Genomic DNA, 24,866 nt, shown 5'->3' on the forward strand with positions numbered 1-24,866 from the left:
CGCTTAATTTCATGCCAAATAACCAATTCTGAAATTTCTAAATGAATATACCTGAACTGCTTTGCTATTCCTGTTCAGGGTAAACCATTTAAATTAAATCGTATGCTAAAAAAAACCTTGAAATTTGGCCTTGCCTTTACTTTTCTCACCCTGACTTATTTTGGTGATACTTGGGCGCAACAAGGCAAAGACAACAATCAAAAAGACTTTTCCGAGTTTATGGACCGGAAAGGAAATGTCTATCGAACTGCCTCCGGTAAACCCGGAGAAGCCTACTGGCAGAATGCTGCCGACTATCAGATGGAAGTAAGCCTGGATGAGGCTAATCACGTCCTTTCCGGGAAGGTGACCATCACCTACACCAACAACAGTCCGGAAAGCTTGGAATTCATTTGGCTTCAGTTGGAACAAAACCGATTCACCCCTGACTCTCGGGGCACTTTGACCACCCCAGTGCAAGGCAATCGCTACAACGGAGACGTGGACGGAGGATACGACATTACCAATGTCGCCGCCAAGGTAGGTGCCAAGGGAAGTATTTCTTCCCGTCATTTGATCGAGGATACCCGTATGCAGGTTTGGTTTGCCGAGCCTATCCCGGCCAAAGGCGGCAAGGCTACGGTTTCCATGGATTTTTCATTCAAAGTACCTCAAAAAGGCATGGACCGAATGGGCAGACTAAAAGTGAAAGACGGCTGGATCTATGCCTTTGCACAGTGGTATCCCAAAGTAGCCGTCTTTGATGAAATCGAAGGATGGAACGTGGAGCCGTACTTGGGCGCCGGTGAGTTTTATTTGGAATACGGCAATTTTGACTACAAGGTCACGGTGCCTTACAACCACATAGTAGTAGGTTCGGGCAAATTGATGAATCCGAATGAAGTCCTTTCGAAAGAACTTCAAAACCGCTATTCCAAAGCATCCCAAAGCGAAGAGACTGTTTATTTGATTTCTCCTGAAGAAATCAAAAACACCGCCCTCACCCGACCCAAGCAGGAGGGAATGATCACTTGGCATTTCCGGATCCAAAATGCCCGTGATGTAGCCTTTGCCACCTCGGATTCCTTCATTTGGGATGCTGCGCGGATCAATCTTCCTTCTGGAAAAACAGCGCTCGCTCAGTCGGTGTATCCCATGGAAAGCAATGGCGAGGGAGCTTGGACCCGATCCACCGAGTATAGCAAGGCCTCCATCGAGCACTATTCCAACATGTGGTATGAGTTTCCTTACGAAACCGCAACCAATGTGGCCGCCGAAATCGGTGGAATGGAATATCCCGGCTTGAACTTCTGCCACTACAATTCCAAAGGCGCTTCCCTTTGGGGAGTGACGGATCACGAGTTTGGACACAACTGGTTCCCGATGATTGTGGGAAACAACGAGCGCCGCTATGCCTGGATGGACGAAGGCTTCAATACCTTCATCAACCACTACAGCTCCAATGAATTCAACAATGGAGAATACCCATCCACCCTGAATGAAACCCGCCGATTCAACGGCTATTTCACCAATGAAAACAGAGAGGGGATCGACAACTACCCGGATGTGACTGACACCAGAAATCTGGGCATGGTGGCCTACATGAAGCCGGCCATCGGACTGATTATGCTCAGGGAGTATATCCTGGGTCATGAGCGCTTTGACAACGCTTTCCGGTCCTATATCAATACTTGGGCCTACAAGCATCCTCAGCCTGCTGATTTCTTCAATCATATGGAAAACGTAGCCGGAGAGAACCTCAGCTGGTTCTGGAAAGGATGGTTCTATGGCAATGGCAACATCGATTTAGGCATTAGCTCGGTACAGCCTTACGGAGGCAATTACCTGGTCAATCTGGTGAATAAAGGTGATTTCCCCATGCCTGTGCTTTTGGAATTTTCTTACGAGGACAATTCCACTGAGCGGGTAAAACTACCGGTAGAAATCTGGCAAAGAGGTGACGCTTGGAGCCATCTCCACAAGACCGGCAAAAAAGTCACCGGAGTGGTGATCGATCCGGACAAGGTCATCCCGGACATTAATCTTGGCAATGACAGCTGGCCTGTTGAAATCTACAAATAATCAAAAAAAGGTCCTGAGCGCAAACTCAGGATCTTTTTTGTTCAGAGTTCGAAGTTATAAGTTTAGCGTTCGAGATTCATTACCTTTTTTACACAAAAGATAAAATCATTGCCTTGCGAGAAAGCTTCAAGCCTGATTTAAATGTCGTAAATCGTCATTCTCAAATCGTAAATTCAGTTTTTTATCCCAAAGCCTGATTCAAATCCTCCAGCAAATCATCGGTATGTTCCAGCCCTACAGAGACCCGAAGGAGGTTAGGCGGGGTCAAGGTATCAGGCCCTTCCACTGCCGCTCTACGTTCGATTAGGCTTTCCACCCCTCCCAAACTGGTCGCATTCATGAAGAAATGAAGTCGGGACACCACCCGATCAGCTTCTTCTGCACCACCCTTTACCATAAAGGAAACTATTCCGCCAAACCCACTCATCTGGGAAGCCGCGATTTCATGGTTTTTATGGGATTTTAATCCCGGATAGAAGACTTGTTCCACTTTGGGATGATTGAGTAAAAACTCCGCCAAAATCAGAGCATGCTCGGCATGTCCTTTCATCCGATAGGCCAAAGTCCGGATACTTCTCGCCAGCCAATAGCAGTCTGTCGGCGAAGGAACGGCACCTCCTACCCGCTGTACCGTTCGAATTTTTGTCCAAAAGTCATTTTTCTCCTTGGTCACCAAAGCTCCTCCCAAAATATCGGAATGTCCACCAAAATACTTGGTGCTGCTGTGCATGACGACATCTGCCCCGAGAAGTAGCGGATTTTGAAAGACGGGAGTTGCAAAGGTATTGTCGCAGGCAAGAATAGCCCCTTGGTTTTTGGCTAAGACAGAAATCGCACGAATATCAGTGATCTTAAGCAAGGGGTTGGAAGGTGTTTCTACCCAAAACAATCTCGTATTGGGCCTAATGGCAGATTTCACTGCTTCAAGATCGCTCATATCCACAAAACTCACCTCATGAATCCCCGTAAAAAGCTGCACCATGGAATTGTGCAATCCGTGATACATGTCATCAGGAGCTATAATATGTGACCCGGGCTCCAAGGCCTGATAAACTGCCGTACCGGCTGCATTTCCTGAGGAAAAAGCCGCTGCATCCTCCCCTTTTTCCAATGCCGCAATCACCTCTTCCAAGGCTATTCTGTTGGGATTGCCCGCCCGGGTGTAGAGCATCCCCCCTTCATTGCCATGCTCAAATGTCGTGCTGAGCGTAATGGGCTGGACTACGGGTCGGTTTTTGTCTGTAATCAGATTTCCTTTGTGAATGGCTAGGGTCTCGAATTTCATATCAACGTGTTTCTTGGAATTTAAAGAATCAATTTGGAATCAAAAGGGTGAAAAGACACAGACTCTTTAAATTTTTTCAATACCAGCAATAGTGCCATCTGCCATATTCCCTTCATTCATGTCGCCGGAACTAGGAAGACCGAAAACCGAAGCTTCCGAATTCTTAACCTCTGAGCTCAATTTGGGTCTTACTTTTTTTATTACTGGCAGAAATCGGATATCCAGATTATATTTTTTTCTTAAAGCCTTTCCAACCTTTTTCTTCTAAGATGACTCTTTAAGATAGAAAAAACCAAAATGAACCAAATCCAATTAGAATCTGAATTAATAGAGCGGGTAATTTCTCAGGAAAGGAAAGCTCAATTTCAGCTATTCGAGCTGACAAAAAGGATGGTTTATTCACTGGCTTTTCGAATGCTAAATGATGAGGAACTCGCTCATGATGTGCTTCAGGACACCTATGTTGAAGTTTTTCAACAAATACGAAACTTGAAGCATTCAGAGGCTTTGGTTTCCTGGATGAAAACGATCACAGCCAGAAAAGCAATAAAGGCCGGAAAAAAGCTATTTGAGTTTGACAAGTTGGATCAAAATCAGGATCCAGCGGACAACCAATTTGATTCTTGGTTTGATGGTGAATTATTGGATCAGGCAATCCGTGCCTTGCCTCCAGGCTCCCGAGCAGTTTTTATGTTAACTGCTGTGGAAGGTTATTCCCATAAAGAGGCAGCAAAACTTCTTGGAATCTCGGAAAGCACTTCCAAATCTCAATTGAATTACGCCAAGAAGCTGCTGAAAACTCGAATCCAAACTCTACTCCGCGCATGAAAAGCCTACCAGAACACGAACCAAGGAGCAACAGCTGGGAAAAACTAATGCAGAAGAAGGACTTTGATCTCCAGTTGGGTAAAAATTTAAATGAGCTCCCAGCCTATAGTCCATCCGATTTTGCCTGGGAAAGGATCGAAGAAAAGCTAGAAGATCAAAAGATAGTTTTTCCATGGAAGGCATTCTTAATTGCATCCTCAGTAGCAGGGTTTTTCCTTATCGCTTTCTTCCTCCTCAGGCAAGAAACTGTAAAAATCGATTCTCCCAAGCCTACTTCTCAAGCTACTCAGGAAAGGCAATTACCGGAAAAATCTATTCAGCCGGCAAAGCCTGAAACAGCGGAAAACACCACTATTCAAATCAATGAAAAAGAATCTCAACCGAAAGGGAAAGTAAAAAAACAGCGAATAAGAGACAACGGCCTAGCTGTTTCCAATCGGCCACCCATTTCAGTCCTGAATGAACCTACTTCAAAAGAGCTGAAATTGGATACCAGAGAAAAATACACCTCTGTCGATGAAGTACAAGAGAAAACCTACCATTCCGTGGCGATTTCATGGGAGCTTGATAAAATCAAGTTCCAGGTAAAAACAAATTTTGGAGCACAAGACCCTATTTTACTTGAATCTACCGGTGATGAGAAGTCTGAGTTACAAGCTCGAATCAGACTCCAACGAAAAAACATTACAAACAAAACCAACTAGAAAAATGACCCGATATCTATTTATTGCCTTGCTCCTTTATTTTTCCAATTCGCTCAGCTTTGCCCAGGAAGTCAAAAATAAGCTTTCAAAAAACCATCAGGAAGCTGCGGATCGAAATTGGCCCATCACCGATACCCTCGCTTTTGATTTTCCAAATGAGGGAAAATTTATCCTCCTATTCAATAGGGATGAGTTTGATTTGGAAGATTTGAAAAATGAATTTCAACTACTTCTGGAAGAGGCAACCCAATTCCCAAGCTTTAAAACCCATTATTACAGATTGTGCCAAAACTTTTACCCGACTAGCTTGGATCAGGTTAAGCGGGACATTCAGAAAAATTACTCGAAATGGCTCACGTCCATAGAATTGGGTTTTCCGGTTGGCCTCGATTTCACAGCTGGCAAATTCACCCCTGAGATTGGTTTTCAAATGGCTTTGAGTTTACCCGGTTTTCAAATTGGAGGTTCCATCACCAATACAGTCTATTTCCCTGAATCAGAGTCAGGCTTTTCGGTCAATAATAACTGGTTTGTAAATGCAGAATACCATTGGAAACCGGGAAGTCTGTATGCCAACCAACATCAAACCATACAGATTGGATACCTTCTTGACCCCTCCAATAGCCTGCTTTTTGAAGGGACGACCATGAGAGCGACTTATAAACAAACCCTAAGCCGGCACCTGAGTGTTCAGGCTGGAATAGTAGGAACAAAAAATATAACCACTTTTTACCCAGTTGTTGGGTTTAGGATAAGGTTCTAATCGGTTTAAAACAAAAAGAGCCAGATCGTGCCGGCTCTTTACTTTCTTAATTATCGAATCCGATCCACAGACCGGACCAGCATCTCATCTTTTCTGATAAATCGGTTGGCCAGCATATTGAACACCATGGCTGCCAATACCGACCAAAAACCGATTTGATAACTTCCAGCCGCCTCTGCACCGATGGCCTCATTGACTCCGTTAGTCGTCAAAAAAACCGCAGCCACCAGTCCTACCATAAGCAAGCTATTGATCATATTCAGCATCATCTGACGGGTTCTGTTTTTGTATTGAAAAATGGAAATCAAGGCCAAAAGCCCGGCAAAAGAAGCCAAAGCTGCTAAATACCACTTGGAAGAGGCCAGAATCACTTCACCGGAAGCATCCGACTGGGTCATGGCAAAGGCACTGAGTGACCAAGTCTCACCCGACGCTGCTAAAACTTGCTGCCAAAGTCCGGTTCCCAAGGTCACTCCCATGGAGACCACAACCAGAAACAAAAAGATGGTTTGAATTCGCTGAATCATTTTTTTCAATTTTCTGCAAAGAAAAGCCCATTTCGCAGGAATACCAAAAGAGGGTAAAAAGACAGGAATTGAAGCGGAATTGTATCTTTGCGCCGATATGGAAGGAAAAAAGCGGTATTTCTTGGAATTGAGCTATAAAGGAACTCCCTTTCATGGCTGGCAAATCCAGCAGAATGCCTTGACCGTCCAGGAAGTGATCGAAAAAGCACTCAGCCTGTATTTCCGGCGGGAGATCTCCATCATGGGAAGCGGGCGGACAGATACGGGAGTCCATGCCACGATGCAGGTTTGCCATTTTGACCTTGCAGACCAAGTCCCCAATGGCAATTTTCTCAAAGGTATCAACGCCCTTCTTCCCAGGGAGATCGCAATTCACTCCATCCGGCCGGTCCGGGAAGATGCCCATGCGAGGTTTGATGCAGAACGGAGGTCCTATTTCTACCGGATTATCTTTAGAAAGGATCCTTTTCTGGATGAATTGGCTTGGCTGTGTTTTCACCGTCCGGACATGGACCTGATGAATCAGGCCTGCGAAATCCTGATGAAACACGAGGACTTCGAATGCTTCAGCAAGGTGAAGACTGAGGTCAATCATTTTCGCTGCCAAATCTTTTCGGCACACTGGGAACAAAAGGACAACCAATTGTTATTTCATATTACCGCCAATCGGTTTTTGCGTGGGATGGTACGGGCAATTGTGGGAACTTTGATGGAGATCGGAAATGGTACACGACCCTTGTCTTCCTTGGAAGAAATCATCCTTTCCAAAGACCGGAACAAAGCAGGTAAAGCTGCTCCTGCTAAAGGCTTGTTTTTGAGCCAAATCGAATATCCAGCACAACTCTACCTAGACTGACCTAACTTGAGCTTAGAAAAAGAAAAAGAATCCTCCGGGGAAATCATTGACACCAAAGTTCTGAAAGAACTATACGGCTTTGTCAAGCCCTACAAGCTCCAATTCTACTTTTTGGTGTTTTTGACTGTCGCTTTGGCTGTCTTGGCTCCTACAAGGCCTTACTTCATCCAAGTGGCCATAGATGATTATGTGGCTTTGGGGGATGTACCGGGTTTGATCAAAATCATCTATTTGCTGATCGGCCTTATGATCCTGCAGGCAGTGGTGCAGTGGGCCCACACCTATTTCTCAGGCTGGATAGGTCAGGTCATCATCAAGGATATCCGAACCAGACTCTATCGGCATCTGCTCAAACTCCGGCTGAAGTTTTTTGACAATACCCCGATCGGACGCTTGGTCACCCGAAACGTATCGGATATTGAAACCCTTGCCGATGTATTCAGTGAAGGATTGGCCGCCATCATTGGAGACCTTCTGCAATTGGTGACCATTTTGGGGGTGATGTTTTACATCGATTGGAAGCTGACCTTGGTGAGCTTGTGTACGCTACCGCTGATGATTATATCCACCTACATCTTCAAGGAAAAAATCAAAGTGACCTTCAATGATGTACGGAATGCAGTCTCCAATCTCAACTCTTTTCTTCAGGAGCATATTACAGGAATGAATATCGTGCAGATTTTCAACCGGGAGGAGCGGGAATTTGAGAAGTTCAAGGAAATCAATCGCGAGCATCGAACCGCCCATATTCGCTCTGTGCTCTATTACTCTGTGTACTTCCCTGTAGCGGAAATCATTCAGGCCATGGGAATTGGGTTGGTCGTGTGGTACGGTGCTGTAGGCGTGTTGGGAATGAATATTCAGGTGGGGGTTTTGATATCCTTCATCATGTACCTTCAGCTGTTTTTCCGGCCTATCCGAATGATTGCTGACCGGTTCAATACCCTGCAGATGGGCGTGGTGAGTTCCTCCCGGATTTTCAAACTCCTCAACAGCAAAGAGCATATCGCCAATGAAGGCAGCTATAAGCCTGAGCGCATCGAAGGAAATATCCGAGTGGAAAAGGTATGGTTTGCTTATGTCGATGAGGATTATGTTTTGAAAAATATAAGCTTCGAAGTAAAATCTGGACAGACCATTGCCCTAGTCGGTGCCACCGGTGCAGGCAAGTCCTCCATTATCAACTTGATTTCCCGCTTTTACGAAATCAACCAAGGTCATATCTACATTGACGGACGGGAAATTAGGGAATACGAATTGGCCATCCTGAGAAAGCACATCGGCGTGGTCTTGCAGGATGTCTTTCTCTTTTCCAACAGCATTTACCACAACATCACCCTTGGAAATCCGTCCATTACCCGGGAACAGGTCATGGAGGCAGCCGATTTGGTCGGTGCCAAAAAATTCATCGAGCGACTTCCGGGAGGTTTGGATTACAATGTGATGGAGCGAGGCTCGACCCTTTCTGTAGGTCAGCGACAGCTGATTTCCTTTGTCAGAGCGATGGTCTATAATCCTGAAATTCTCATTTTGGATGAGGCTACTTCCTCAGTAGATACCGAAACCGAGGAGCTGATTCAGGAATCCATTGAGAAAATGATGAAAGGGCGAACCTCTATTGTCATTGCACACAGACTATCTACCATCCAAAAAGCAGATCAGATTCTCGTCCTCCACAAAGGAGAAATCGTAGAAACCGGAACACATGCTTCCTTGCTGGATTTGGGTGGATATTATACCCAATTGCATCAGATGCAATTGAAGACCATGGCGATCTAAGCTAAAACTCTAAACCAACTTGACTATGAAACTCAGACTATTTCTGCTGGCTTTGCTATTCCCCTTCTTCCTGCATGCCCAAGAAAGAGGGGCTGGAGTAAGACTCGGAGAACCCTTTTCCCTCACCTACAAAGATTTCTTTGAAGATTATTGGTCCTTTGAGATCATGCTGGGTTCGGGTGGAGTGAATAGCGGAGAATACTACCAAAAAGCCTTTGAAAATAATCCTCCGGAGTCCAATGCGATTTATGGAGGACATTCTGCCCGAAGAGGTATCTCTTTGAATTTCAGAATGGCTTTGCATGAGGATTTCACGGACATGTTTGAAATCACCCAAGGCTATCTTTTGGGATACGCAGGGGCGGGTGTGCAAATCCGAACCACTTACGTGGATTATCGGTATTTTCTTACCCCAAGTGTCCCGGGAAATCCCAACCTGAACGAATCCAGGACCAATTTTGATTTGGGCCCAGAGGTATTTGCCGGAGCTGAATATTACTTTGACGAACTCCCCATCAGCGTTTTTGCAGAAATCGGACTTTATCTTGAATTGATCGATCGGATCAATATGCGAGGACAAGGGGGAATAGGTGTGAGGTATCTCTTTTAAGCTATGAAAAAATTAATTTCCCTTGGAATTATCCTCTTGGTTTTGGCGATTGGGGGATATTTCGTTTTTGACCAGCTGGGTGGTAATACCCCAATAGAAATCGAGTTGGTGGAAAAGAAACCGGATAACCTTGCTGGAAAAACCTTCCGGGGAACCCCCCAAGACCCTAACCTTAGGGAGAACTTTCAGGAAATCGAGCAAGCTCAAGCTTTAAATCCCGGCACCAAAATCCATACGATCTATTATGTAGAACCAGCTGGAAAATTGGATACGATGAAAGTATTTGTGGGAATCAATCTTCCTTTTGCCACCGGAGATTTGGAAGGGAAAACTTTCGAAGAAAACCGCTACCTCCTAGCCAAAATCCAAGGCAGCAAATGGGTCATGCCTGGTCCGGAGAAAGTAAAAGCCCAACTCCAGGATTTTGCTTCCAAAAACGGATGGACCCTAAGCGGGGTGTATATCGACAAAATCATTTCTGAGTCTGAAGTTCAGGTGATTGCTCCAGTGAAGTAAAATCTTAAGCAAATCTTAATCAACCTTGGCACGATCCCTGCCGTGGAAACAGAAACTAAACCCCTACAACTATGAATAGACTTACTGCAATGTTGGCTTTGGTGGGACTATTGGTCTTCCAAGCCTGTACTGGCCCTGAAGGGCCTCAAGGTGAGCCGGGCATCAATATTTTGGGATCCACCTATCAGGTTGAAGTGGATTTTACTTCAGCAAATGGATATGAAGGCCTTTTCACTCTCCCAGCTCCTGCCGAACAGAGTGACGTAGCGTTGGTTTATATTCGTTGGGAAGGAGACAATCAAACTCCGGTTTGGCGAGCCTTACCGCAGACCGTTTACTTTGAAGAAGGCATATTGGTGTACAATTTCGATTTCACCCGATTTGATGTGAGAATGTTCCTAGATGGCCCGATCGATTATTCGATTTTAGGACCAGAATGGACCCGGGATCAATTGTTTCGGATTGTGATTGTACCAAGTGATTTTGCTTCCAATCGAATCGACTGGACCGATTATGAAGCCGTCACCAACATGCTGGGCATCAAGGATTCCGACTTCCAGAAGATCAAACTAAATTAATCCAATTCATTTAATTGTCTTTCAAAAGCGATGGTAAAAAAACCATCGCTTTCTTTTTTGTTCGAAGTCTTTCCATCCAAAAAATGATTCTGCTCGTATCTTTGCGGCATGCAACTCCAAAACGATCTGCTGCTGCGAGCAGCAAGAGGTGAAAAAACCGAACGAACTCCAGTGTGGCTTATGCGTCAAGCCGGCCGCATTCTTCCAGAATACAGAGCCGTACGAGATTCTGTCAGCGGATTTATAGAATTGGCACAGACCCCAGAATTGGCTGCAGAGGTGACCATTCAGCCCGTGGATATTCTGGGAGTAGATGCAGCTATTATTTTTTCTGATATTCTGGTAATTCCCGAGGCGATGGGTTTGCCCTACGAAATGGTGGAAAAACGAGGCCCATGGTTTCCGGAAACTGTGCGAAGCCAAACTGACCTGAAAAAACTCCGAGTAGCTGATGGGGAAAATGATCTTCGATACGTCATGGATGCAATTCAGATTACCAAAAAAAACCTCAAGGGAAGAGTTCCGCTGATCGGATTTGCAGGAGCACCTTGGACAATTTTTGCATACATGGTCGAAGGAAGCGGAAGCAAGACCTTCTCCAAATCCCGGGAAAAACTGTACCGAGACCCGGTATTTTCCCACCAACTTCTTCAATTGATCACCGACTCCACGATTAATTACCTCAAAGCTCAAATCCGAGCTGGAGCAGATCTGGTTCAGATTTTTGACAGCTGGGCGGGAATTTTGGGACCCAAGCAATATGAGGAATTTTCCTTGCGATACATTTCCCAAATCTGCGATGCGATCACTGAGGTGCCTGTGACTGTCTTTGCCAAAGGAGCCTTTTTTGCAAGAGAAGAAATGGGAAAACTCAACTGTGAAACCATCGGACTGGACTGGAATATGGGAATCGCAGAATCCAGAAAGCTGATCGGAGCCAACAAAACCCTCCAAGGTAACTTAGACCCGGCTGCGCTTTATGGAAACGAGGAGCAGGTGAGAAAAGCCACTCTTGACATGTTGGATGAATTTAAAGGAAGCCGACATATTGCCAATCTTGGGCATGGGCTCTATCCGGATATCGATCCTGAAATGGTGAAGATTTTTGTCCAGACCGTGAAGGAATTCTCAAAAGGCTAAAAAATATTTCTTTACTCCATCAGCCCCTGATTCGGTTCGAGTCAGGGGCTTTTTTTATGTCTGAAACTCGATTTCTGGGCAGAAATTCAAACAACTCTGGTTTTAAAATCAACATCAAATTCAGATAAAAATGAAATATTTTCATATTTCGGTTTATTTTTTTGCCATATTTTTTAAAATATTTTGTTTTTGTTAATTTTTTGATTTTAAATTAACCCAGAATTTGAACTCAGAATGTTTTTATTCTGATTTTCGGCTCAAAATCAAACCTATTTCTTAACAAAACCTATCAATTACATGAAAAACAAATTTACTCTGAAGTCTGCTACGGCTGGATTTGCCTTGGCAGCACTCTGCGTCCTGTCGAGTATCACAGCATCTCATGCGCAGGAAGAAAAACAATTCAACTTCTCCGTAGCCCTAAACTCCGATCAGTTCTTCGGATTCTACCCAACCTTCCAGGGTTCCTATGGATTTTCGGACAAAGCTGCCCTGACTTTCTATGGAATTCACTGGGGTGGTGGCACTGGCGCCAACTGGGGCAACTGGACTGAGTTCGGGCTGGGAGCCAACTTCCAAGCTGGAGATGGACTATCGATTAATCCCCAGATTGGTTTCCTTGGCGGAAATCTACTCAGTTCCGGCACAGCAGGTCCGGCCATTTTCGGCGATGGGATCGTCCCCAACCTTACAGTCAACTTGCTGAAAGAAAAAGTGGAAGGACAGTTTTATTTTGGCTATTACGCTCCCCTTCGGGATGAGGCGCCTACTGCTGGGACTACTCTGTCTTATGTGCATTATTGGCTGAATTTGGGCTTTCGCGCGAGTCAGTTTATCTCCTTTGGTGCACACTATGAGCATTTGATCAATTCCGGAGGCTCCAATGTGGACACTTCTACAGACGTGTATCAATGGCTCGGACCATACGTTCAGTTTAGCAAGCCTACAGGCGGACCATTTGCCAGATTCTCTTTTGGTACCGACTTGGTCGAAGGCAACGATTCCTTCTTTAAGTTGACTACCGGATTTAGCTTCTAATCAACCAACTGAATACCTTACAAGAAAAAGCCGGGCTGATTGCAGTCCGGCTTTCCCTTTTTCTAATCTAAGGAGATCAACTCATCTCCGACTTTTACCACTCCCAAATTAAGCGCCACGGCATTTTGGCCAAACATAACTTTGTTATTCACCGTACGGTAGGTCGAAAGTGTTTTCAACGGTTCTTTCCCTTTTTCGCCCGATGTCTGGTCAACGGTAGTCATGACGCATCGGGCACAGGGCTTGATGATCTGGAAATCCACTGCGCCGATTCGGATTTTGCGGAGCTTATCTTCTAAAAATGCCTCTTCTCCAGAAAAAACAAGATTGGGACGAAAGCGATTCATAGGTACAGGAGTCTCCAATCTGGAATTCAAGTCATTGAGGGATTCCTGGCTAATAATTAAATAAGGCATCCCGTCCGCAAAACTGACAGACTCCTGATTTACTGCATATCTGGGGTCAACAGCCCTCCTAGACCATTCCGGCATCACGACCAGATCGACTTTAAATCCTAAAAAATCAGAAAACCACTTTCCCGACTCCTCATTGACCACCTTGGCCATGACCTCATCATCCCAAATGGTAACCAAAAGCTCTTTTCCTTCAGCTCGATCCAAAGGAATTTGCAATTGCTTATTTGGATCTGCTTTATGGAAGACAAAAAGTGAATCCTCCCTCACCTCCACCTGGAGAAGTGCCAAGGTGGAAAACTCCCGCTGAGACACAAATCTCCCTGTTTCATCGACTAGCATCCACCTTCGGTCATATCGGAATCCCCTCTCTTCAACTTGACCTTCTTCTAGCCGAATCCCCCCAAGGGACTTGATGGGATATATAAAAATATCCTGAAGAATAAGCTTCTTTTCCATAGGGTAAAAATAGGGCAATTCAACTTCGGGAAAATCGATCAGCCCAAAAAGAACTCAATAATCCCTGAAACTTGGGACAGGAAGCCCAAAAAACCACTTTTCTCTAAATATGCAGACAAAAAAATCACTACCCATGCCAAAACGAAAGCCCCGATCCATTGAAGCCTCTCTTTCCACCTCGGTATGGCTGATTGCTGATGCACTCCCATAGGATGACTTACCCATCAAATTGGTTGCATGACATCAAAAGATTTGGCAGAAAAGTCAGTCAATTGGCTGCTTCCCGTGACACAAGTGGAAAAGTATGGGGAAACTTTGGTTCAGAATCCTGACAAACTGACACCAAAAACCAAAAATATTCCAATGGCACAGGCATTGAAGCAGAGGGAGAGTATTTCATATGAAAACTAATAAACTTATATAATCATGGGAAAAATTATAGGCATTGACTTGGGTACGACCAACTCCTGCGTAGCAGTAATGGAGGGTAACGAGCCTGTAGTCATCCAAAACAGCGAAGGAAGAAGAACTACGCCTTCTATTGTAGCCTTCTTGGACAATGGAAACGGAGAGCGCAAAGTAGGTGACCCGGCTAAGCGTCAGGCAATCACCAATCCCGCCAATACCATTTCTTCCGTGAAGCGATTCATGGGTAAAAAATTCTCCGAAGTATCTGAGGAGAAAAAACACGCTTCTTACAAAGTAGAGCAAGGCTCCAACGACACAGTAGCCATCAAGATCGGTGACAGATCTTATACTCCTCAGGAGATTTCTGCCATGATCCTTCAAAAAATGAAGAGCACCGCAGAGGACTTCTTGGGACAGACAGTCACTGAAGCGGTCATCACTGTACCGGCTTACTTCAACGATGCTGAGCGTCAGGCAACCAAAGAAGCCGGGCAAATCGCTGGTTTGGAAGTGAAGCGAATCATCAACGAGCCTACTGCAGCGGCTTTGGCTTATGGGATGGACAAGAAAAATCAGGACATGAAGATCGCAGTGTATGACCTTGGTGGGGGTACGTTCGATATTTCAATTCTTGAGCTGGGTGATGGCGTTTTCGAGGTAAAATCCACCAACGGTGACGTACACTTGGGTGGTGACGACTTTGACCAAGTAATCATCGACTGGCTAGCCAACGAATTCCAAACAGAAGAGCAGATCGATTTGAGAAAAGATCCTATGGCTCTTCAGCGATTGAAAGAAGCTGCCGAAAAGGCAAAAATTGAGCTTTCCAGCTCTGCTTCTACTGAAATCAACCTTCCCTATATCACTGCTACCCAAACCGGACCAAAGCACTTGGTGAGAAATCTTTCCAGAGCCAAGTTTGAACAGCTGTCTGAGAATTTGGTAAGAAGATCCATGGAGCCTTGCAAAAAAGCGCTTCAGGATGCAGGAATGACTGCTTCTGATATTGACGAGGTCATCTTGGTAGGTGGGTCTACCCGTATTCCAAAAATCCAGGAGGAAGTAGAAAAATTCTTCGGTAAGAAGCCTTCCAAAGGAGTAAATCCTGACGAAGTAGTAGCCATCGGTGCTGCTATCCAAGGTGGGGTTTTGACCGGAGAAGTGAAAGACGTACTTCTTTTGGACGTGACTCCGCTATCCTTGGGTATCGAAACCATGGGTGGAGTATTCACCAAGCTAATCGAGGCCAATACCACTATCCCAACCAAGAAGTCAGAAGTATTTTCAACAGCAGCAGACAATCAGCCTGCGGTGGACATCCATGTACTTCAGGGTGAGCGACCTATGGCTAAGGATAACCGATCCATCGGTAGATTTCAGCTTTCTGACATTCCGCCAGCGCCAAGGGGAGTGCCTCAAATCGAAGTAACCTTCGACATCGATGCCAATGGTATTCTAAACGTATCAGCCAAAGACAAAGGAACCGGCAAGGAGCAAAAAATCAAGATCGAGGCTTCTTCGGGTCTTTCTCAGGATGATATCGAAAGAATGAAAAGAGAAGCCGAAGCGAATGCTGCTTCCGACAAGGCTGAAAAAGACAAGATCGAAAAGCTCAACCAAGCTGACAGCCTGATTTTCCAAACTGAAAAGCAATTGAAGGAATTCGGAGACAAGCTTTCTGACGGAAACAAGGCAAATATCAGTTCTGCGCTTGAGGCCTTGAAGTCTGCACACGGAGCTAAAAACCTCGAAGGAATTGATGCCGCAATGGCTAACCTGAACAAAGCTTGGGAAGCAGCTTCAACCGAAATGTACAATGCTACTCAAGGCGCAGGGCCTCAGGCTGGATCTGCCGAAGATGCTGGGAATGCCAATGATGGGGTAGCTGATGTGGACTTCGAAGAAGTAGGCGAAGACAAAAAATAATAATAACTAAACCAACTCAAACAGCATCTGTGATTTCGCAGATGCTGTTTAGTTTCTGAAAGCCAAGAACCTGGATTCAACGATCTGGAATCTTGGCTTTTTGTTCATTGACCAATAGAAAAAGGATATGCAACTCACTGCAGATAATAAACTGAAAAAACTCATCGTAGTAGGTGATCGGGTTTTGATCCGTCTCAAAAAACCGAACGAAAAGACCGGTTCGGGGCTTTACCTCCCACCTGGCGTGCAAGAGCGCGAAAAAGTCCAGCAAGGATACATCATCAAGGCCGGACCAGGCTATCCCATTCCTATGCCAGTGGAAGACCACGAGCCCTGGATGGACAGTGATGAAAAAGTGAAATACGTGCCTCTCCAAGCTAAAGAAGGAGACTTAGCTATTTTCTTGCTTTCAGGTGCTCATGAAGTCATGTATGAAGGCGAAAAATATTTTATCGTATCTCAGGCGGCTATTTTGATGCTGGAAAGAGAACAGGACCTTTGACGGTGAGTTCTCCAAGGAAAAAATCATTTCAACTTTAACCCAAAAAAGGCTTTCAACAAACTGAAAGCTTTTTTTTTATGACTTAAGCTGGGCAAACTCCTTCGCAAAATAGGTTAAAATGATCTTGGCTCCTGACCTCTTTATCGAAGTCAGCATTTCCAGCATAGCCCGCTCACCATCAAGCCATCCTCTTTCGGCGGATGCCTTAATCATGCTGTATTCCCCGGACACATTGTATGCTGCAATAGGAAGAGGGTAATTGTCGCTGAGCAGCTTGATAATATCCAAATAGCTTAGCGCTGGCTTGACCATCAAAAAATCCGCTCCTTCTTCCATATCCAAATCCGCCTCAATCAATGCCTCTTGACTGTTGGCCGGATTCATCTGATAGGTCTTTTTGTCACCAAACTTAGGAGCAGAGTCCAAAGCATCCCGAAAAGGACCATAGAATGCACTCGCATATTTTGCTGTGTAGGACATGATGGAGGTTTCTGTAAATCCATTTTGATCCAAAGCTTCTCGAATGTATCCCACACGTCCATCCATCATATCTGAAGGCCCAAGAATATCTACCCCTGCATCTGCTTGGGCAAGGGACATTTTGGCCAGAATCTCCAAGGTCTCGTCATTGAGAATCTTTCCATTTTCCACTAATCCATCATGCCCATCACTGCTATAGGGGTCCATGGCCACATCAGACATCAGGCAGAGTTCGGGGAAGTTCCTCTTGATTTCCCGAAGGGCTTTAAGGTAAAAAGTCTCTGGATTATAACTTTCTGAGGCTATTTTATCCTTTTTGGATTCCGGATAGGCGGGGAAGACATCTACTGCCGTGATGCCCAACTTCATGCAGGCCTCAATCTCCTTCAGCATTAAGTCAGTCGTGTAGCGATATATTCCCGGCATGGAAGCCACCTCTATTTTTTGATTGCCTCCTTCTACCAAAAACATCGGAAAAATCAGGTCTTTGACAGATAGATTCGTTTCTTCAATCAGGTTTCTTACCGCTTCGGATTTTCTGTTTCTTCTGGGTCTTCTCAACATCTTGCTTTGAATTAGTCCTACAAAACTAACACTGCGAATCGGATAAGTCTTACAAAAACAAAAAGAGGCGCTTTTACGGCACCTCTTTTTGGAAAAATCATATCAAAAATTCACCTGAGCCTGCAGTCTTAGCAAACTTCCTCTTTGTCGATTATCTGGTTTAAGTGAATTTTCAAAGGTTCTGTCAGAGATGGTGTACATCGTCACCAATTCGAAATTTTTATTGAATTGCCACTCTACGCCCAACTCCAATTCCTTTACCCGATGCCTTGTAGCGTCCAGTTCAAACTTCTTTCCTCCGTCATAATATTGGTATCGGGTGAAAGGAATGGCTCGTTGGTCTCCTTTTTCAAACATATAACTGGCCATAACATAGCCTCCTTGTAAAGACTTCTGCTCTACATCGTTGGTCTCCGGATTAAATTGTGGTCCCTTTCCCCAATTGTATTCAGCCTGAATCCCAAATGGCTGGGGATAGAGAATAAAAGATGGACCGAATCTGGAATCCAAATATTCAACTTGATCAAAGTCCGTGAGTGGATTTCTGGCAATGACATATTTTCCTGAATACCCCTGAAATGACGTTTCTATAATCTGACCTGAAGGAAGCTCAAAAGGATAAGTAGCTCTGGCAACAAGATGGAAGGAATCGTTTTTATCGGGATTATTTGGACCTTGTCCGTTGTAAATCCCAAAGCCAAAAATACCATAATCTCCTGATCCCTTTAGTCCTGAGGCAGTCAAATAACTGAATCGCTGCCGGATTTTGGTTGGAGCGTAATAAAAAACCACTCCAAGGTCACGCTCATTAGGCAAACCAGAATTCAGCCCGTCATTTCGATCCAGAGGAAGTCGATTTTGGCTGGATTGGAGGTTTTCGAAACCAAAAGGCATTTTTGACTGCCCAAGCCGGATTCTGAATTCATTCTTTTCGTCCAAGCCCAAGTCCACATAAGCATCCCGGATTTGAGCAAAATTCCCTCCTCCAGAGGCAAAGTCAGGCTGAAGGTAGAAATACACTCTTGGGTGAATTTGTCCAAAGAGGACCAAACGGATCCTTCGGAAGAAAAATCCTCCGTTTCCTCCCCAGGATTTATCGCATTGGTCGCATTTCAGGTCGGGATTGGATTCGAAGAGCCCATTGTATCGAAACTGGGCATACCCTCGGAGTCGGATAGACTCATACCAATTCTTCTGAACCTTCACCGGTTCAGGTATTTCGTGGAGCAGCGAGTCAGAGTAGGCGCCCCTTGCAAAAGCGCCTGTATTGACTAAGATCAAGAAGACCAAAGCTGCTGCGAATCGGATTCGCATACAGTAATGGGATTAGAATTAATTGTTATACAGCGCTGCAAAGTTCCGCCATCAAGATGTATTAAAAATGAATTCACAATTATCAATTCATTATGAAAACTAAAATTATATTTTTAAAAACAACCGGAAACAATCCGAAAAATGGATCAATCGGAGAGAATTGGACTTTTGAATATTAAGTCAATGTTATGCGTTTTCTCAATGTTAAAAAATTTTTATGCCAATGTTAATGAGATTCAATTCAAGTCAACATCGAAATCACATCCTCAGGTCGCAATTCGAGATAGTTTTCGATGTACAAGTCGCAGATGGGCAGTTGGGATACGGTATGGGAAGAAAGAACGCCTACTACTTTCATTCCCGCATTTTTGGCAGCGGTAACTCCGGAAAACGAATCCTCAAATACTACACAATCCGACGGCTCTAATTCCATATTTTTAGCAGTTTTCAGGTAGACTTCCGGGTCAGGCTTATGCTTTTTCACATGTTCGCTCGCCAAAGCAGAATGGAGGTAAGGAAAAAGATCCAACTTTCCTCCAATCAACTCCAGATTGGCAAAGGGCGCAGAAGTGGCCACTCCCAGTTTGAACCCTGAATCCTTCAGCCCATGAAAAAATGGCATAAAACCTGAGATAGGTGCTACATGATGTTGATAAATTTCACGAAAGAGGCTTTCCTTCTCAAACTCCAAATATTCCAACTCTTCCCCCTTGATCTCCCTGCCTAAAAAGTGGCTAAGAATATATCCATTGTTTTTGCCATACATATGCACTTGAAATTCATCTTCAGTTGGGAATAGATCTCTTTTTTCGAAGAATATTCTGAAGGCTTGTGAATGATAGGGATTGGTGTGACAAATCACCCCATCCATATCAAAAATCACTGCTTTGCTCATAGGCTAAGGAAATAAAAAGGACTTCGCTTTCCGTTTGAAGAAACACGAAGTCCGGAATACTGATTAGGATTAGGAGTTAAATTCTGAGATTACTTTTTCAATGATATCGCAGCATTCATGCAGCTGTTCTTCAGTCATTACCAAAGGAGGTGCAAATCGAATGATATTTCCATGAGTCGGCTTGGCCAAGAGTCCATTCTCTGCAAGCTTCACGCAAATATCCCAAGCGGTGGTGCTTTCGGGAGAATCATTGATTACTACGGCATTGAGGAGACCTTTTCCTCTTACCAATTTGGCAATGGCATATTTATCGACCACACGCTGCATTCTTTCCCGGAATAGTCTACCGAGTTTTCTGGCATTCATGGCCAATTTCTCATCCCTTACTACTTCCAAGGCTGTCATGGCGACTTTGGCCCCAAGAGGATTTCCTCCAAATGTGGAACCATGTTGACCGGGTTTGATCACCTCCATCACTGACCGATCGGCCAATACAGCCGATACTGGATAAAATCCTCCGGAAAGTGCTTTACCTAAAATCAGAATGTCGGGTTTGGTGTAGGTTTCTTGTCTTTCACAGTGTCCTTCACAGCTACAATTACCGCATACGGCAAGAAGTGACCCTGTTCTTGCTACTCCTGTTTGAATTTCATCTGCAATAAAGAGCACATTACTTTTGGCACAAGCCTCTTTGGATTTTCTGATATAATCTTCTGAAGGCACATATACGCCTGCTTCACCCTGAATAGGTTCTACCAAAAAGCCCACGACGCCTTCTATTTTTAAGGCCTCTTCAAGTGCTTCTACATTATTATAAGGTATACGAATAAAGCCTTCTGTAAATGGCCCAAAGCTTTTTCTTGCATTGGCATCGTTGGAGAATGAGACGATGGTGGTGGTTCTGCCATGGAAGTTGTTTTCGGCCACAATGATTTTTGCTTGATTTTCGGCCACCCCTTTTCTTTCATAACCCCATTTTCGGGCTAGTTTCAGGGCTGTTTCTACTCCTTCGGCACCGGTATTCATCGGCAAGACCATTTCAAAACCAAAATACTCAGTGATGTATTTCTCAAAAGGGCCAAGCATATCGTTGTAGAAAGCTCTGGAAGTCAAAGTCAGGGTTCCTGCTTGCTCGATCATCGCCTCTTTGATCCGAGGATGACAGTGGCCTTGATTGACTGCGGAATAGGCCGACAGAAAATCAAAATATTTTTTACCTTCTACATCCCATAGGTAGACCCCTTCACCTCGGGACAAGACCACAGGTAATGGATGATAATTGTGCGCACCGTAGCGATCCTCTAATCGGATTGCCTGCTGACTGGAAGTGATGGTTTCCATGATTTGGTTAATTTTGCTAGGTTTATTTCAAGTCTCAAATATAATGAATGCCTTCGGGCCAAACCATGAAACCGGAAAAGAAGCCTTTACCAAAGATCACTTCGGAGGATTATTATCTTAATGAGCAGGGCTTGATGGTTTTTACTGCCAAATATCATTTAAAAAGAGGATACTGCTGTGGCAGCGGCTGCAGGCATTGTCCTTACCCCAAAGGGTAAATAAATTGGGGATTTTTTAAAATGCTTTGTTGGTAATTCCCAAAAAGTTCCGATATTTGCAGACTCATTACAGAAACGCATACCAATTACGATACATAATCATGGCAAAAGTTTGTGACATTACCGGCAAAAGACCTCGAGTAGGTAACAACGTGTCCCATGCAAACAACAAAACCAAGCGTAGATTTTACCCAAATCTTCACAAGAAGAGCTTCTACGTACCTGAGGAAGACGCATGGATCACTTTGAAAGTGTGCTCAAAAGCATTGAAGACAATCAATAAGAAAGGTATCACTGCCGTTTTAAAAGAAGCGCAGGATAAGGGTATGATTGTAATTAAATAATCAAAGTCACATTCCCCTAAATCAACACCGAGATGGCTAAGAAAGGAAACAGAGTACAAGTGATTTTGGAGTGTACAGAGCACAAAAACTCTGGCATGCCAGGTACTTCCAGATATATCACAACCAAGAACAGAAAAAATACCACCGAAAGACTGGAGTTGAAAAAATTCAACCCAATCCTGAAGAAAGTAACTGTTCATAAAGAAATTAAATAATTTTAGCTGGGTATAACCACCCGTAAACAACAAAAAAATGGCTAAGAAAGTAGTAGCAACCCTGAAAAAAGAAGGTGGCGTATCTTACGCCAGAGTAATCCGTGCCATAAAGTCTGACAAGACTGGTGCTTATACCTTCAAAGAAGAAATGGTTCCGTCCACTTTGGTACAGGATACCCTGAAAAAATAATTGCCTAGTGCATCGTAATGCTTCCAAGTCCCTGCTGAACTTATTCAGAGGGACTTTTTCGTTATATTCACTTTTAAAAATCCAATTCTAATTATGGGAATCTTTGGCTTTTTCTCTAAAGAAAAAAAAGAAAGTCTCGATCAGGGACTACAAAAGACCAATGAGTCTATCTTTGCCAAGCTCAGCAAGGCAGTAGTCGGGAAGTCCAAAGTCGACGAGGAAATTCTCGACGAATTGGAAGAGATTCTCATCACTTCGGATGTGGGGGTAGACACCACGATCAAAATTATCCGCAGGATAGAAGATCGGGTGGCCAAGGACAAATACCTCAATACCGAGGAGTTGGACAAAATTCTCAGGGAAGAAATTGCAGGATTGTTGGAGGAAAACAATTCACAGGATTTTCTGGACTTGGAGATTCCCGAGGACAAGAAACCCTACGTCATTATGGTCGTCGGTGTAAACGGCGTAGGAAAAACCACCACCATCGGAAAACTTGCCAATCTAATGAAAAATGCAGGTAAATTTGTCATTTTGGGAGCTGCTGACACGTTTCGGGCGGCTGCCGTAGATCAGCTGATCCTTTGGGGCAATCGGGTAGGCGTGCCGGTCGTTTCTCATGGAATGAACACCGATCCAGCCTCGGTTGCTTTTGACGCGGTGAAGCAAGCAGTGGACTCCAAAGCGGATGTAGTCATAGTGGATACTGCAGGAAGGCTTCACACCAAAGTCAACCTGATGAATGAATTGAGTAAAATCAAGCGGGTCATGCAAAAGTTTATCCCGGATGCTCCCCATGAAATCATGCTTGTTTTAGACGGTTCTACCGGACAAAATGCATTTATTCAAGCCAAAGAATTCACAAAAGCTACGGAAGTGACTTCTTTGGCCATCACCAAATTGGATGGCACGGCCAAAGGCGGCGTGGTCATCGGGATATCTGACCAGTTCAAAATTCCGGTAAAATACATTGGTGTGGGAGAAAAAATGACCGATCTCCAAATATTTAACCGAAAGGAATTCGTCGATTCCCTGTTTAAAAAGAAGTAAATTCTAAAGTCAATCTGAAATCCTTCAAAAAATTTGGAGGATTTTTTTTTGAAAAGAATAACCCATTCAAGTTTTTTTCCGTAATTCACATTGATATCAATTTAATATCATAATTATATGGAAAAAACTAGCACTCCCCTCTCCGGCTATTTGATGCTATTCTTGGCACTAGCCCTCATCCCGGCCATCGTATGGGCATTCATCAATCAGGTAATCTGGTTGGGAGCAGCCCTAGTTCCGGTATTCTTCTTGATTCTACCTGGCTTTTTTACCCTTCAACCCAATAAGGCCATGGTCTTAATCCTTTTTGGAGCATACAAAGGCACGGTAAAAGCCAATGGCTTCTTTTGGGTCAATCCATTCATGACCAAACAGAAGATTTCCTTGCGAGTAAGGAATTTTGAGAACAAACCCCTTAAGGTAAATGACAAAATAGGAAACCCCGTCATGGTAGGTACAATTGTAGTCTGGCAGGTTGAAAACACGTTCAAAGCAACCTTTGATGTAGAGGATTATGAAAACTTTGTTCACTTGCAAACTGATGCTGCAGTAAGAAAAATGGCCGGAAAGTATCCCTATGATGATTTCGAAGCCGAAAATGCTGAAATCACTTTACGGTCAGGGGTAGAGGAGGTCAACCATTCTCTGGAGGCAGAAATCTCCGAACGCCTGAATCATGCAGGCATTAAAGTAATCGAAGCTAGAATTTCCCACCTGGCATATGCTTCGGAAATCGCCTCTGCTATGCTACAAAGGCAGCAGGCTACGGCCATAGTGGCTGCCAGAAGAAAGATTGTGGACGGTGCTGTGGGAATGGTAGAAATGGCCTTAGCAGACTTAAGCCACAAAGGAATTATCGAATTTGACGAAGATAAAAAGGCCACCATGGTCTCCAATCTGATGGTCGTCCTCTGCTCGGACAAAAGTGCGAATCCAGTACTTAACGTAGGAACTCTACACCAATAATCCGGAAAAGCCATGGCAAATCTTATTTTTAAAGAAATGCAGTCCTACAAAGGAACATGGATCATGTACCTCATCTTGGGTGTTGAATTGCCGATTATTCTCTTGGTCACTGCCTTGATTTGGAAAACTGAGGACGGCAACTCCGAGTCAATTTGGGGTATGGGAGCTATAGTTTTGATCTTTTCTTTTGTCTTTATTCTTTTGATGCTAATCCGACTGGAAACCAGAATCGACGAATATGGGGTCAAATTCCGCTTTTTCCCTTTCATTTCATCTTGGAGGACTTTTCCCAAAAGCAAAATTAGGCAGATTGAGGTCATCAACTATAGTCCCCTGACTGATTTTGGAGGCTGGGGATTAAAGGGAAACCGAACTACTAAGGCCTACAGCATCATTGGAGACGAAGGGATTCTTTTGGATGTAGGAGAAAAGAAGAAAATTATGATCGGAACTCAGAAAGCAAATGAACTGCGATCTTATTTGGCGGATTGGCTAGAATCTTAGAATCATGTCTAAAAAGAAAGCATTTGCATTAAGGCTGGATGAAGCTACTTTAAATGCCGTCGAAAAATGGGCAGCAGATGAATTCCGTAGTGTCAATGGTCAAATTGAGTGGATTATTTATGAAGCCTTAAAAAAAAGGGGGCGAGAACCAAAGCCTAGAGAGGAGGAATAGGCTAACTGAGAAAAATGAGGCACTAAAAGCCTCATTTTTTTATTTATACCGCTGGGTCCATTTCAAGTTTCTTCCCTCCAAAAGGCAAGCCTTTTTTCATATAACTATTTTACTCCTTAGATTATTTAGTTATATTAAATGATTAGCTCTGATGATTTCGGGAGATCAAAACAGTCCTGACCATGTGACAAGCTCGGGGACTGGAATCGATCTCCAGATT

At 44.2% G+C, this 24,866-nt stretch carries 29 protein-coding genes; 22 read left to right on the plus strand and 7 right to left on the minus strand.

Annotated elements, in window-relative coordinates; translation table 11 throughout:
- Positions 1–102 precede the first annotated feature (102 nt).
- Positions 103–2,061, plus strand: coding sequence for a M1 family metallopeptidase (locus tag AAA943_RS15170; protein ID WP_338225111.1), 1,959 nt, complete (start codon positions 103–105; stop codon positions 2,059–2,061).
- Positions 2,062–2,242: 181 nt separating this feature from the next.
- Here the strand turns inward: AAA943_RS15170 and AAA943_RS15175 are convergent, their stop codons facing one another.
- Positions 2,243–3,346: a trans-sulfuration enzyme family protein gene (locus tag AAA943_RS15175; protein ID WP_338225112.1), complete on the minus strand. Its 1,104-nt coding sequence runs from the start codon at positions 3,344–3,346 to the stop codon at positions 2,243–2,245.
- Positions 3,347–3,643: 297 nt separating this feature from the next.
- On the opposite strand from AAA943_RS15175, the gene AAA943_RS15180 reads away from it, so the two are divergent.
- Genes AAA943_RS15180 through AAA943_RS15190 form a run of 3 tightly spaced genes read left to right on the plus strand, consistent with a single transcriptional unit; the run spans position 3,644 to position 5,641 of the window.
- The gene (locus AAA943_RS15180) at positions 3,644–4,174 is read left to right on the plus strand and encodes an RNA polymerase sigma factor (protein ID WP_338225113.1); all 531 of its coding nucleotides are present in this window, start codon (positions 3,644–3,646) and stop codon (positions 4,172–4,174) included.
- Positions 4,171–4,878 (plus strand): hypothetical protein, encoded by a 708-nt coding sequence (locus tag AAA943_RS15185; RefSeq protein ID WP_338225114.1) that lies wholly within the window; start codon positions 4,171–4,173, stop codon positions 4,876–4,878. Before AAA943_RS15180 ends, AAA943_RS15185 begins: the two co-directional genes overlap by 4 nt.
- Before the next feature lie 4 nt (positions 4,879–4,882).
- Positions 4,883–5,641: a hypothetical protein gene (locus AAA943_RS15190; protein WP_338225115.1), complete on the plus strand. Its 759-nt coding sequence runs from the start codon at positions 4,883–4,885 to the stop codon at positions 5,639–5,641.
- Between the two features lie 50 nt (positions 5,642–5,691).
- Here the strand turns inward: AAA943_RS15190 and AAA943_RS15195 are convergent, their stop codons facing one another.
- Entirely contained in the window at positions 5,692–6,168 is a 477-nt protein-coding gene (locus AAA943_RS15195; RefSeq protein WP_338225116.1) for a DUF4293 domain-containing protein, read from the minus strand.
- A gap of 97 nt (positions 6,169–6,265) precedes the next feature.
- On the opposite strand from AAA943_RS15195, the gene truA reads away from it, so the two are divergent.
- From truA to AAA943_RS15230, 7 genes are all read left to right on the plus strand, one after another.
- The gene (truA, locus tag AAA943_RS15200; protein ID WP_338225117.1) at positions 6,266–7,024 is read left to right on the plus strand and encodes a tRNA pseudouridine(38-40) synthase TruA; all 759 of its coding nucleotides are present in this window, start codon (positions 6,266–6,268) and stop codon (positions 7,022–7,024) included.
- 6 nt (positions 7,025–7,030) lie between these two features.
- Entirely contained in the window at positions 7,031–8,803 is a 1,773-nt protein-coding gene (locus AAA943_RS15205; protein WP_338225118.1) for an ABC transporter ATP-binding protein, read from the plus strand.
- Positions 8,804–8,828: 25 nt separating this feature from the next.
- Complete coding sequence (locus tag AAA943_RS15210; protein ID WP_338219990.1) at positions 8,829–9,413, plus strand: hypothetical protein; 585 nt, start codon at positions 8,829–8,831, stop codon at positions 9,411–9,413.
- Positions 9,414–9,416: 3 nt separating this feature from the next.
- Positions 9,417–9,929: a hypothetical protein gene (locus tag AAA943_RS15215; RefSeq protein ID WP_338225119.1), complete on the plus strand. Its 513-nt coding sequence runs from the start codon at positions 9,417–9,419 to the stop codon at positions 9,927–9,929.
- Positions 9,930–10,000: 71 nt separating this feature from the next.
- On the plus strand, positions 10,001–10,507 hold the full coding sequence (locus AAA943_RS15220; RefSeq protein WP_338225120.1) for a hypothetical protein: 507 nt from the start codon (positions 10,001–10,003) through the stop codon (positions 10,505–10,507).
- A gap of 108 nt (positions 10,508–10,615) precedes the next feature.
- A complete protein-coding gene (hemE, locus tag AAA943_RS15225; RefSeq protein WP_338225121.1) occupies positions 10,616–11,647 on the plus strand; it encodes a uroporphyrinogen decarboxylase in 1,032 nt (343 codons plus the stop codon).
- Positions 11,648–11,944: 297 nt separating this feature from the next.
- Complete coding sequence (locus AAA943_RS15230) at positions 11,945–12,685, plus strand: DUF6733 family protein (protein WP_338225122.1); 741 nt, start codon at positions 11,945–11,947, stop codon at positions 12,683–12,685.
- 62 nt (positions 12,686–12,747) lie between these two features.
- Here AAA943_RS15230 and AAA943_RS15235 read toward each other — a convergent pair whose 3' ends face one another.
- The gene (locus AAA943_RS15235; RefSeq protein WP_338225123.1) at positions 12,748–13,557 is read right to left on the minus strand and encodes an MOSC domain-containing protein; all 810 of its coding nucleotides are present in this window, start codon (positions 13,555–13,557) and stop codon (positions 12,748–12,750) included.
- Positions 13,558–13,794: 237 nt separating this feature from the next.
- On the opposite strand from AAA943_RS15235, the gene AAA943_RS15240 reads away from it, so the two are divergent.
- The 3 genes from AAA943_RS15240 to AAA943_RS15250 all read left to right on the plus strand — a co-directional run bounded on the left by AAA943_RS15240 (position 13,795) and on the right by AAA943_RS15250 (position 16,393).
- Positions 13,795–13,968, plus strand: coding sequence for a hypothetical protein (locus tag AAA943_RS15240; RefSeq protein WP_338225124.1), 174 nt, complete (start codon positions 13,795–13,797; stop codon positions 13,966–13,968).
- Positions 13,969–13,983: 15 nt separating this feature from the next.
- Positions 13,984–15,891: a molecular chaperone DnaK gene (dnaK, locus tag AAA943_RS15245; protein WP_338225125.1), complete on the plus strand. Its 1,908-nt coding sequence runs from the start codon at positions 13,984–13,986 to the stop codon at positions 15,889–15,891.
- A gap of 127 nt (positions 15,892–16,018) precedes the next feature.
- Positions 16,019–16,393 (plus strand): co-chaperone GroES, encoded by a 375-nt coding sequence (locus tag AAA943_RS15250; RefSeq protein WP_338225126.1) that lies wholly within the window; start codon positions 16,019–16,021, stop codon positions 16,391–16,393.
- A 75-nt stretch (positions 16,394–16,468) separates the two neighbouring features.
- On the opposite strand, the gene hemB is transcribed toward AAA943_RS15250, so the two are convergent.
- From hemB to rocD, 4 genes are all read right to left on the minus strand, one after another.
- Complete coding sequence (gene hemB / locus AAA943_RS15255) at positions 16,469–17,437, minus strand: porphobilinogen synthase (protein WP_338225127.1); 969 nt, start codon at positions 17,435–17,437, stop codon at positions 16,469–16,471.
- 102 nt (positions 17,438–17,539) lie between these two features.
- A complete protein-coding gene (locus AAA943_RS15260) occupies positions 17,540–18,751 on the minus strand; it encodes a porin (protein ID WP_338225128.1) in 1,212 nt (403 codons plus the stop codon).
- A gap of 241 nt (positions 18,752–18,992) precedes the next feature.
- Entirely contained in the window at positions 18,993–19,646 is a 654-nt protein-coding gene (locus AAA943_RS15265) for an HAD family hydrolase (protein WP_338225129.1), read from the minus strand.
- 69 nt (positions 19,647–19,715) lie between these two features.
- Positions 19,716–20,987, minus strand: coding sequence for an ornithine--oxo-acid transaminase (gene rocD, locus AAA943_RS15270; RefSeq protein ID WP_338225130.1), 1,272 nt, complete (start codon positions 20,985–20,987; stop codon positions 19,716–19,718).
- A gap of 65 nt (positions 20,988–21,052) precedes the next feature.
- Between rocD and AAA943_RS15275 the strand changes: the two genes are divergently transcribed.
- The 8 genes from AAA943_RS15275 (at position 21,053) to AAA943_RS15310 (ending at position 24,646) form a co-directional block, all read left to right on the plus strand.
- The gene (locus AAA943_RS15275) at positions 21,053–21,205 is read left to right on the plus strand and encodes a C1orf53 family protein (RefSeq protein ID WP_338225131.1); all 153 of its coding nucleotides are present in this window, start codon (positions 21,053–21,055) and stop codon (positions 21,203–21,205) included.
- Between the two features lie 101 nt (positions 21,206–21,306).
- Positions 21,307–21,549, plus strand: coding sequence for a 50S ribosomal protein L28 (gene rpmB, locus AAA943_RS15280; RefSeq protein WP_338220004.1), 243 nt, complete (start codon positions 21,307–21,309; stop codon positions 21,547–21,549).
- A 32-nt stretch (positions 21,550–21,581) separates the two neighbouring features.
- A complete protein-coding gene (gene rpmG / locus AAA943_RS15285) occupies positions 21,582–21,764 on the plus strand; it encodes a 50S ribosomal protein L33 (RefSeq protein WP_026950880.1) in 183 nt (60 codons plus the stop codon).
- Between the two features lie 37 nt (positions 21,765–21,801).
- The gene (locus tag AAA943_RS15290; RefSeq protein ID WP_338225132.1) at positions 21,802–21,954 is read left to right on the plus strand and encodes a DUF4295 domain-containing protein; all 153 of its coding nucleotides are present in this window, start codon (positions 21,802–21,804) and stop codon (positions 21,952–21,954) included.
- Positions 21,955–22,047: 93 nt separating this feature from the next.
- Complete coding sequence (gene ftsY, locus AAA943_RS15295) at positions 22,048–23,004, plus strand: signal recognition particle-docking protein FtsY (protein ID WP_338225133.1); 957 nt, start codon at positions 22,048–22,050, stop codon at positions 23,002–23,004.
- 117 nt (positions 23,005–23,121) lie between these two features.
- Entirely contained in the window at positions 23,122–23,970 is an 849-nt protein-coding gene (locus AAA943_RS15300; RefSeq protein ID WP_338225134.1) for an SPFH domain-containing protein, read from the plus strand.
- Positions 23,971–23,982: 12 nt separating this feature from the next.
- Positions 23,983–24,474: a hypothetical protein gene (locus tag AAA943_RS15305; RefSeq protein ID WP_338225135.1), complete on the plus strand. Its 492-nt coding sequence runs from the start codon at positions 23,983–23,985 to the stop codon at positions 24,472–24,474.
- A 4-nt stretch (positions 24,475–24,478) separates the two neighbouring features.
- Positions 24,479–24,646: a type II toxin-antitoxin system antitoxin gene (locus AAA943_RS15310; RefSeq protein WP_338225136.1), complete on the plus strand. Its 168-nt coding sequence runs from the start codon at positions 24,479–24,481 to the stop codon at positions 24,644–24,646.
- The last annotated feature ends 220 nt before the right edge of the window (positions 24,647–24,866 follow it).

It is taken from the genome of Algoriphagus confluentis (assembly GCF_036245625.1).
GTDB classification, from domain to species: Bacteria; Bacteroidota; Bacteroidia; order Cytophagales; family Cyclobacteriaceae; genus Algoriphagus; species Algoriphagus confluentis.

Excerpts from the sequence above, each read along its gene's own strand:
- AAA943_RS15235 (WP_338225123.1), bottom strand. The coding sequence starts at position 13,557 with ATGGAAAAGAAGCTTATTCTTCAGGATATTTTTATATATCCCATCAAG.
- AAA943_RS15300 (WP_338225134.1), top strand. The coding sequence starts at position 23,122 with ATGGAAAAAACTAGCACTCCCCTCTCCGGCTATTTGATGCTATTCTTG.
- AAA943_RS15195 (WP_338225116.1), bottom strand. The coding sequence starts at position 6,168 with ATGATTCAGCGAATTCAAACCATCTTTTTGTTTCTGGTTGTGGTCTCC.
- AAA943_RS15230 (WP_338225122.1), top strand. The coding sequence starts at position 11,945 with ATGAAAAACAAATTTACTCTGAAGTCTGCTACGGCTGGATTTGCCTTG.
- truA (WP_338225117.1), top strand. The coding sequence starts at position 6,266 with ATGGAAGGAAAAAAGCGGTATTTCTTGGAATTGAGCTATAAAGGAACT.
- AAA943_RS15175 (WP_338225112.1), bottom strand. The coding sequence starts at position 3,346 with ATGAAATTCGAGACCCTAGCCATTCACAAAGGAAATCTGATTACAGAC.
- AAA943_RS15260 (WP_338225128.1), bottom strand. The coding sequence starts at position 18,751 with ATGCGAATCCGATTCGCAGCAGCTTTGGTCTTCTTGATCTTAGTCAAT.
- AAA943_RS15180 (WP_338225113.1), top strand. The coding sequence starts at position 3,644 with ATGAACCAAATCCAATTAGAATCTGAATTAATAGAGCGGGTAATTTCT.
- AAA943_RS15265 (WP_338225129.1), bottom strand. The coding sequence starts at position 19,646 with ATGAGCAAAGCAGTGATTTTTGATATGGATGGGGTGATTTGTCACACC.
- AAA943_RS15240 (WP_338225124.1), top strand. The coding sequence starts at position 13,795 with ATGACATCAAAAGATTTGGCAGAAAAGTCAGTCAATTGGCTGCTTCCC.
- rocD (WP_338225130.1), bottom strand. The coding sequence starts at position 20,987 with ATGGAAACCATCACTTCCAGTCAGCAGGCAATCCGATTAGAGGATCGC.
- rpmB (WP_338220004.1), top strand. The coding sequence starts at position 21,307 with ATGGCAAAAGTTTGTGACATTACCGGCAAAAGACCTCGAGTAGGTAAC.
- AAA943_RS15250 (WP_338225126.1), top strand. The coding sequence starts at position 16,019 with ATGCAACTCACTGCAGATAATAAACTGAAAAAACTCATCGTAGTAGGT.
- AAA943_RS15310 (WP_338225136.1), top strand. The coding sequence starts at position 24,479 with ATGTCTAAAAAGAAAGCATTTGCATTAAGGCTGGATGAAGCTACTTTA.
- AAA943_RS15215 (WP_338225119.1), top strand. The coding sequence starts at position 9,417 with ATGAAAAAATTAATTTCCCTTGGAATTATCCTCTTGGTTTTGGCGATT.
- rpmG (WP_026950880.1), top strand. The coding sequence starts at position 21,582 with ATGGCTAAGAAAGGAAACAGAGTACAAGTGATTTTGGAGTGTACAGAG.
- AAA943_RS15190 (WP_338225115.1), top strand. The coding sequence starts at position 4,883 with ATGACCCGATATCTATTTATTGCCTTGCTCCTTTATTTTTCCAATTCG.
- AAA943_RS15305 (WP_338225135.1), top strand. The coding sequence starts at position 23,983 with ATGGCAAATCTTATTTTTAAAGAAATGCAGTCCTACAAAGGAACATGG.
- AAA943_RS15290 (WP_338225132.1), top strand. The coding sequence starts at position 21,802 with ATGGCTAAGAAAGTAGTAGCAACCCTGAAAAAAGAAGGTGGCGTATCT.
- AAA943_RS15185 (WP_338225114.1), top strand. The coding sequence starts at position 4,171 with ATGAAAAGCCTACCAGAACACGAACCAAGGAGCAACAGCTGGGAAAAA.
- ftsY (WP_338225133.1), top strand. The coding sequence starts at position 22,048 with ATGGGAATCTTTGGCTTTTTCTCTAAAGAAAAAAAAGAAAGTCTCGAT.
- AAA943_RS15210 (WP_338219990.1), top strand. The coding sequence starts at position 8,829 with ATGAAACTCAGACTATTTCTGCTGGCTTTGCTATTCCCCTTCTTCCTG.
- hemB (WP_338225127.1), bottom strand. The coding sequence starts at position 17,437 with ATGTTGAGAAGACCCAGAAGAAACAGAAAATCCGAAGCGGTAAGAAAC.
- hemE (WP_338225121.1), top strand. The coding sequence starts at position 10,616 with ATGCAACTCCAAAACGATCTGCTGCTGCGAGCAGCAAGAGGTGAAAAA.
- AAA943_RS15170 (WP_338225111.1), top strand. The coding sequence starts at position 103 with ATGCTAAAAAAAACCTTGAAATTTGGCCTTGCCTTTACTTTTCTCACC.
- AAA943_RS15220 (WP_338225120.1), top strand. The coding sequence starts at position 10,001 with ATGAATAGACTTACTGCAATGTTGGCTTTGGTGGGACTATTGGTCTTC.
- AAA943_RS15275 (WP_338225131.1), top strand. The coding sequence starts at position 21,053 with ATGAAACCGGAAAAGAAGCCTTTACCAAAGATCACTTCGGAGGATTAT.
- dnaK (WP_338225125.1), top strand. The coding sequence starts at position 13,984 with ATGGGAAAAATTATAGGCATTGACTTGGGTACGACCAACTCCTGCGTA.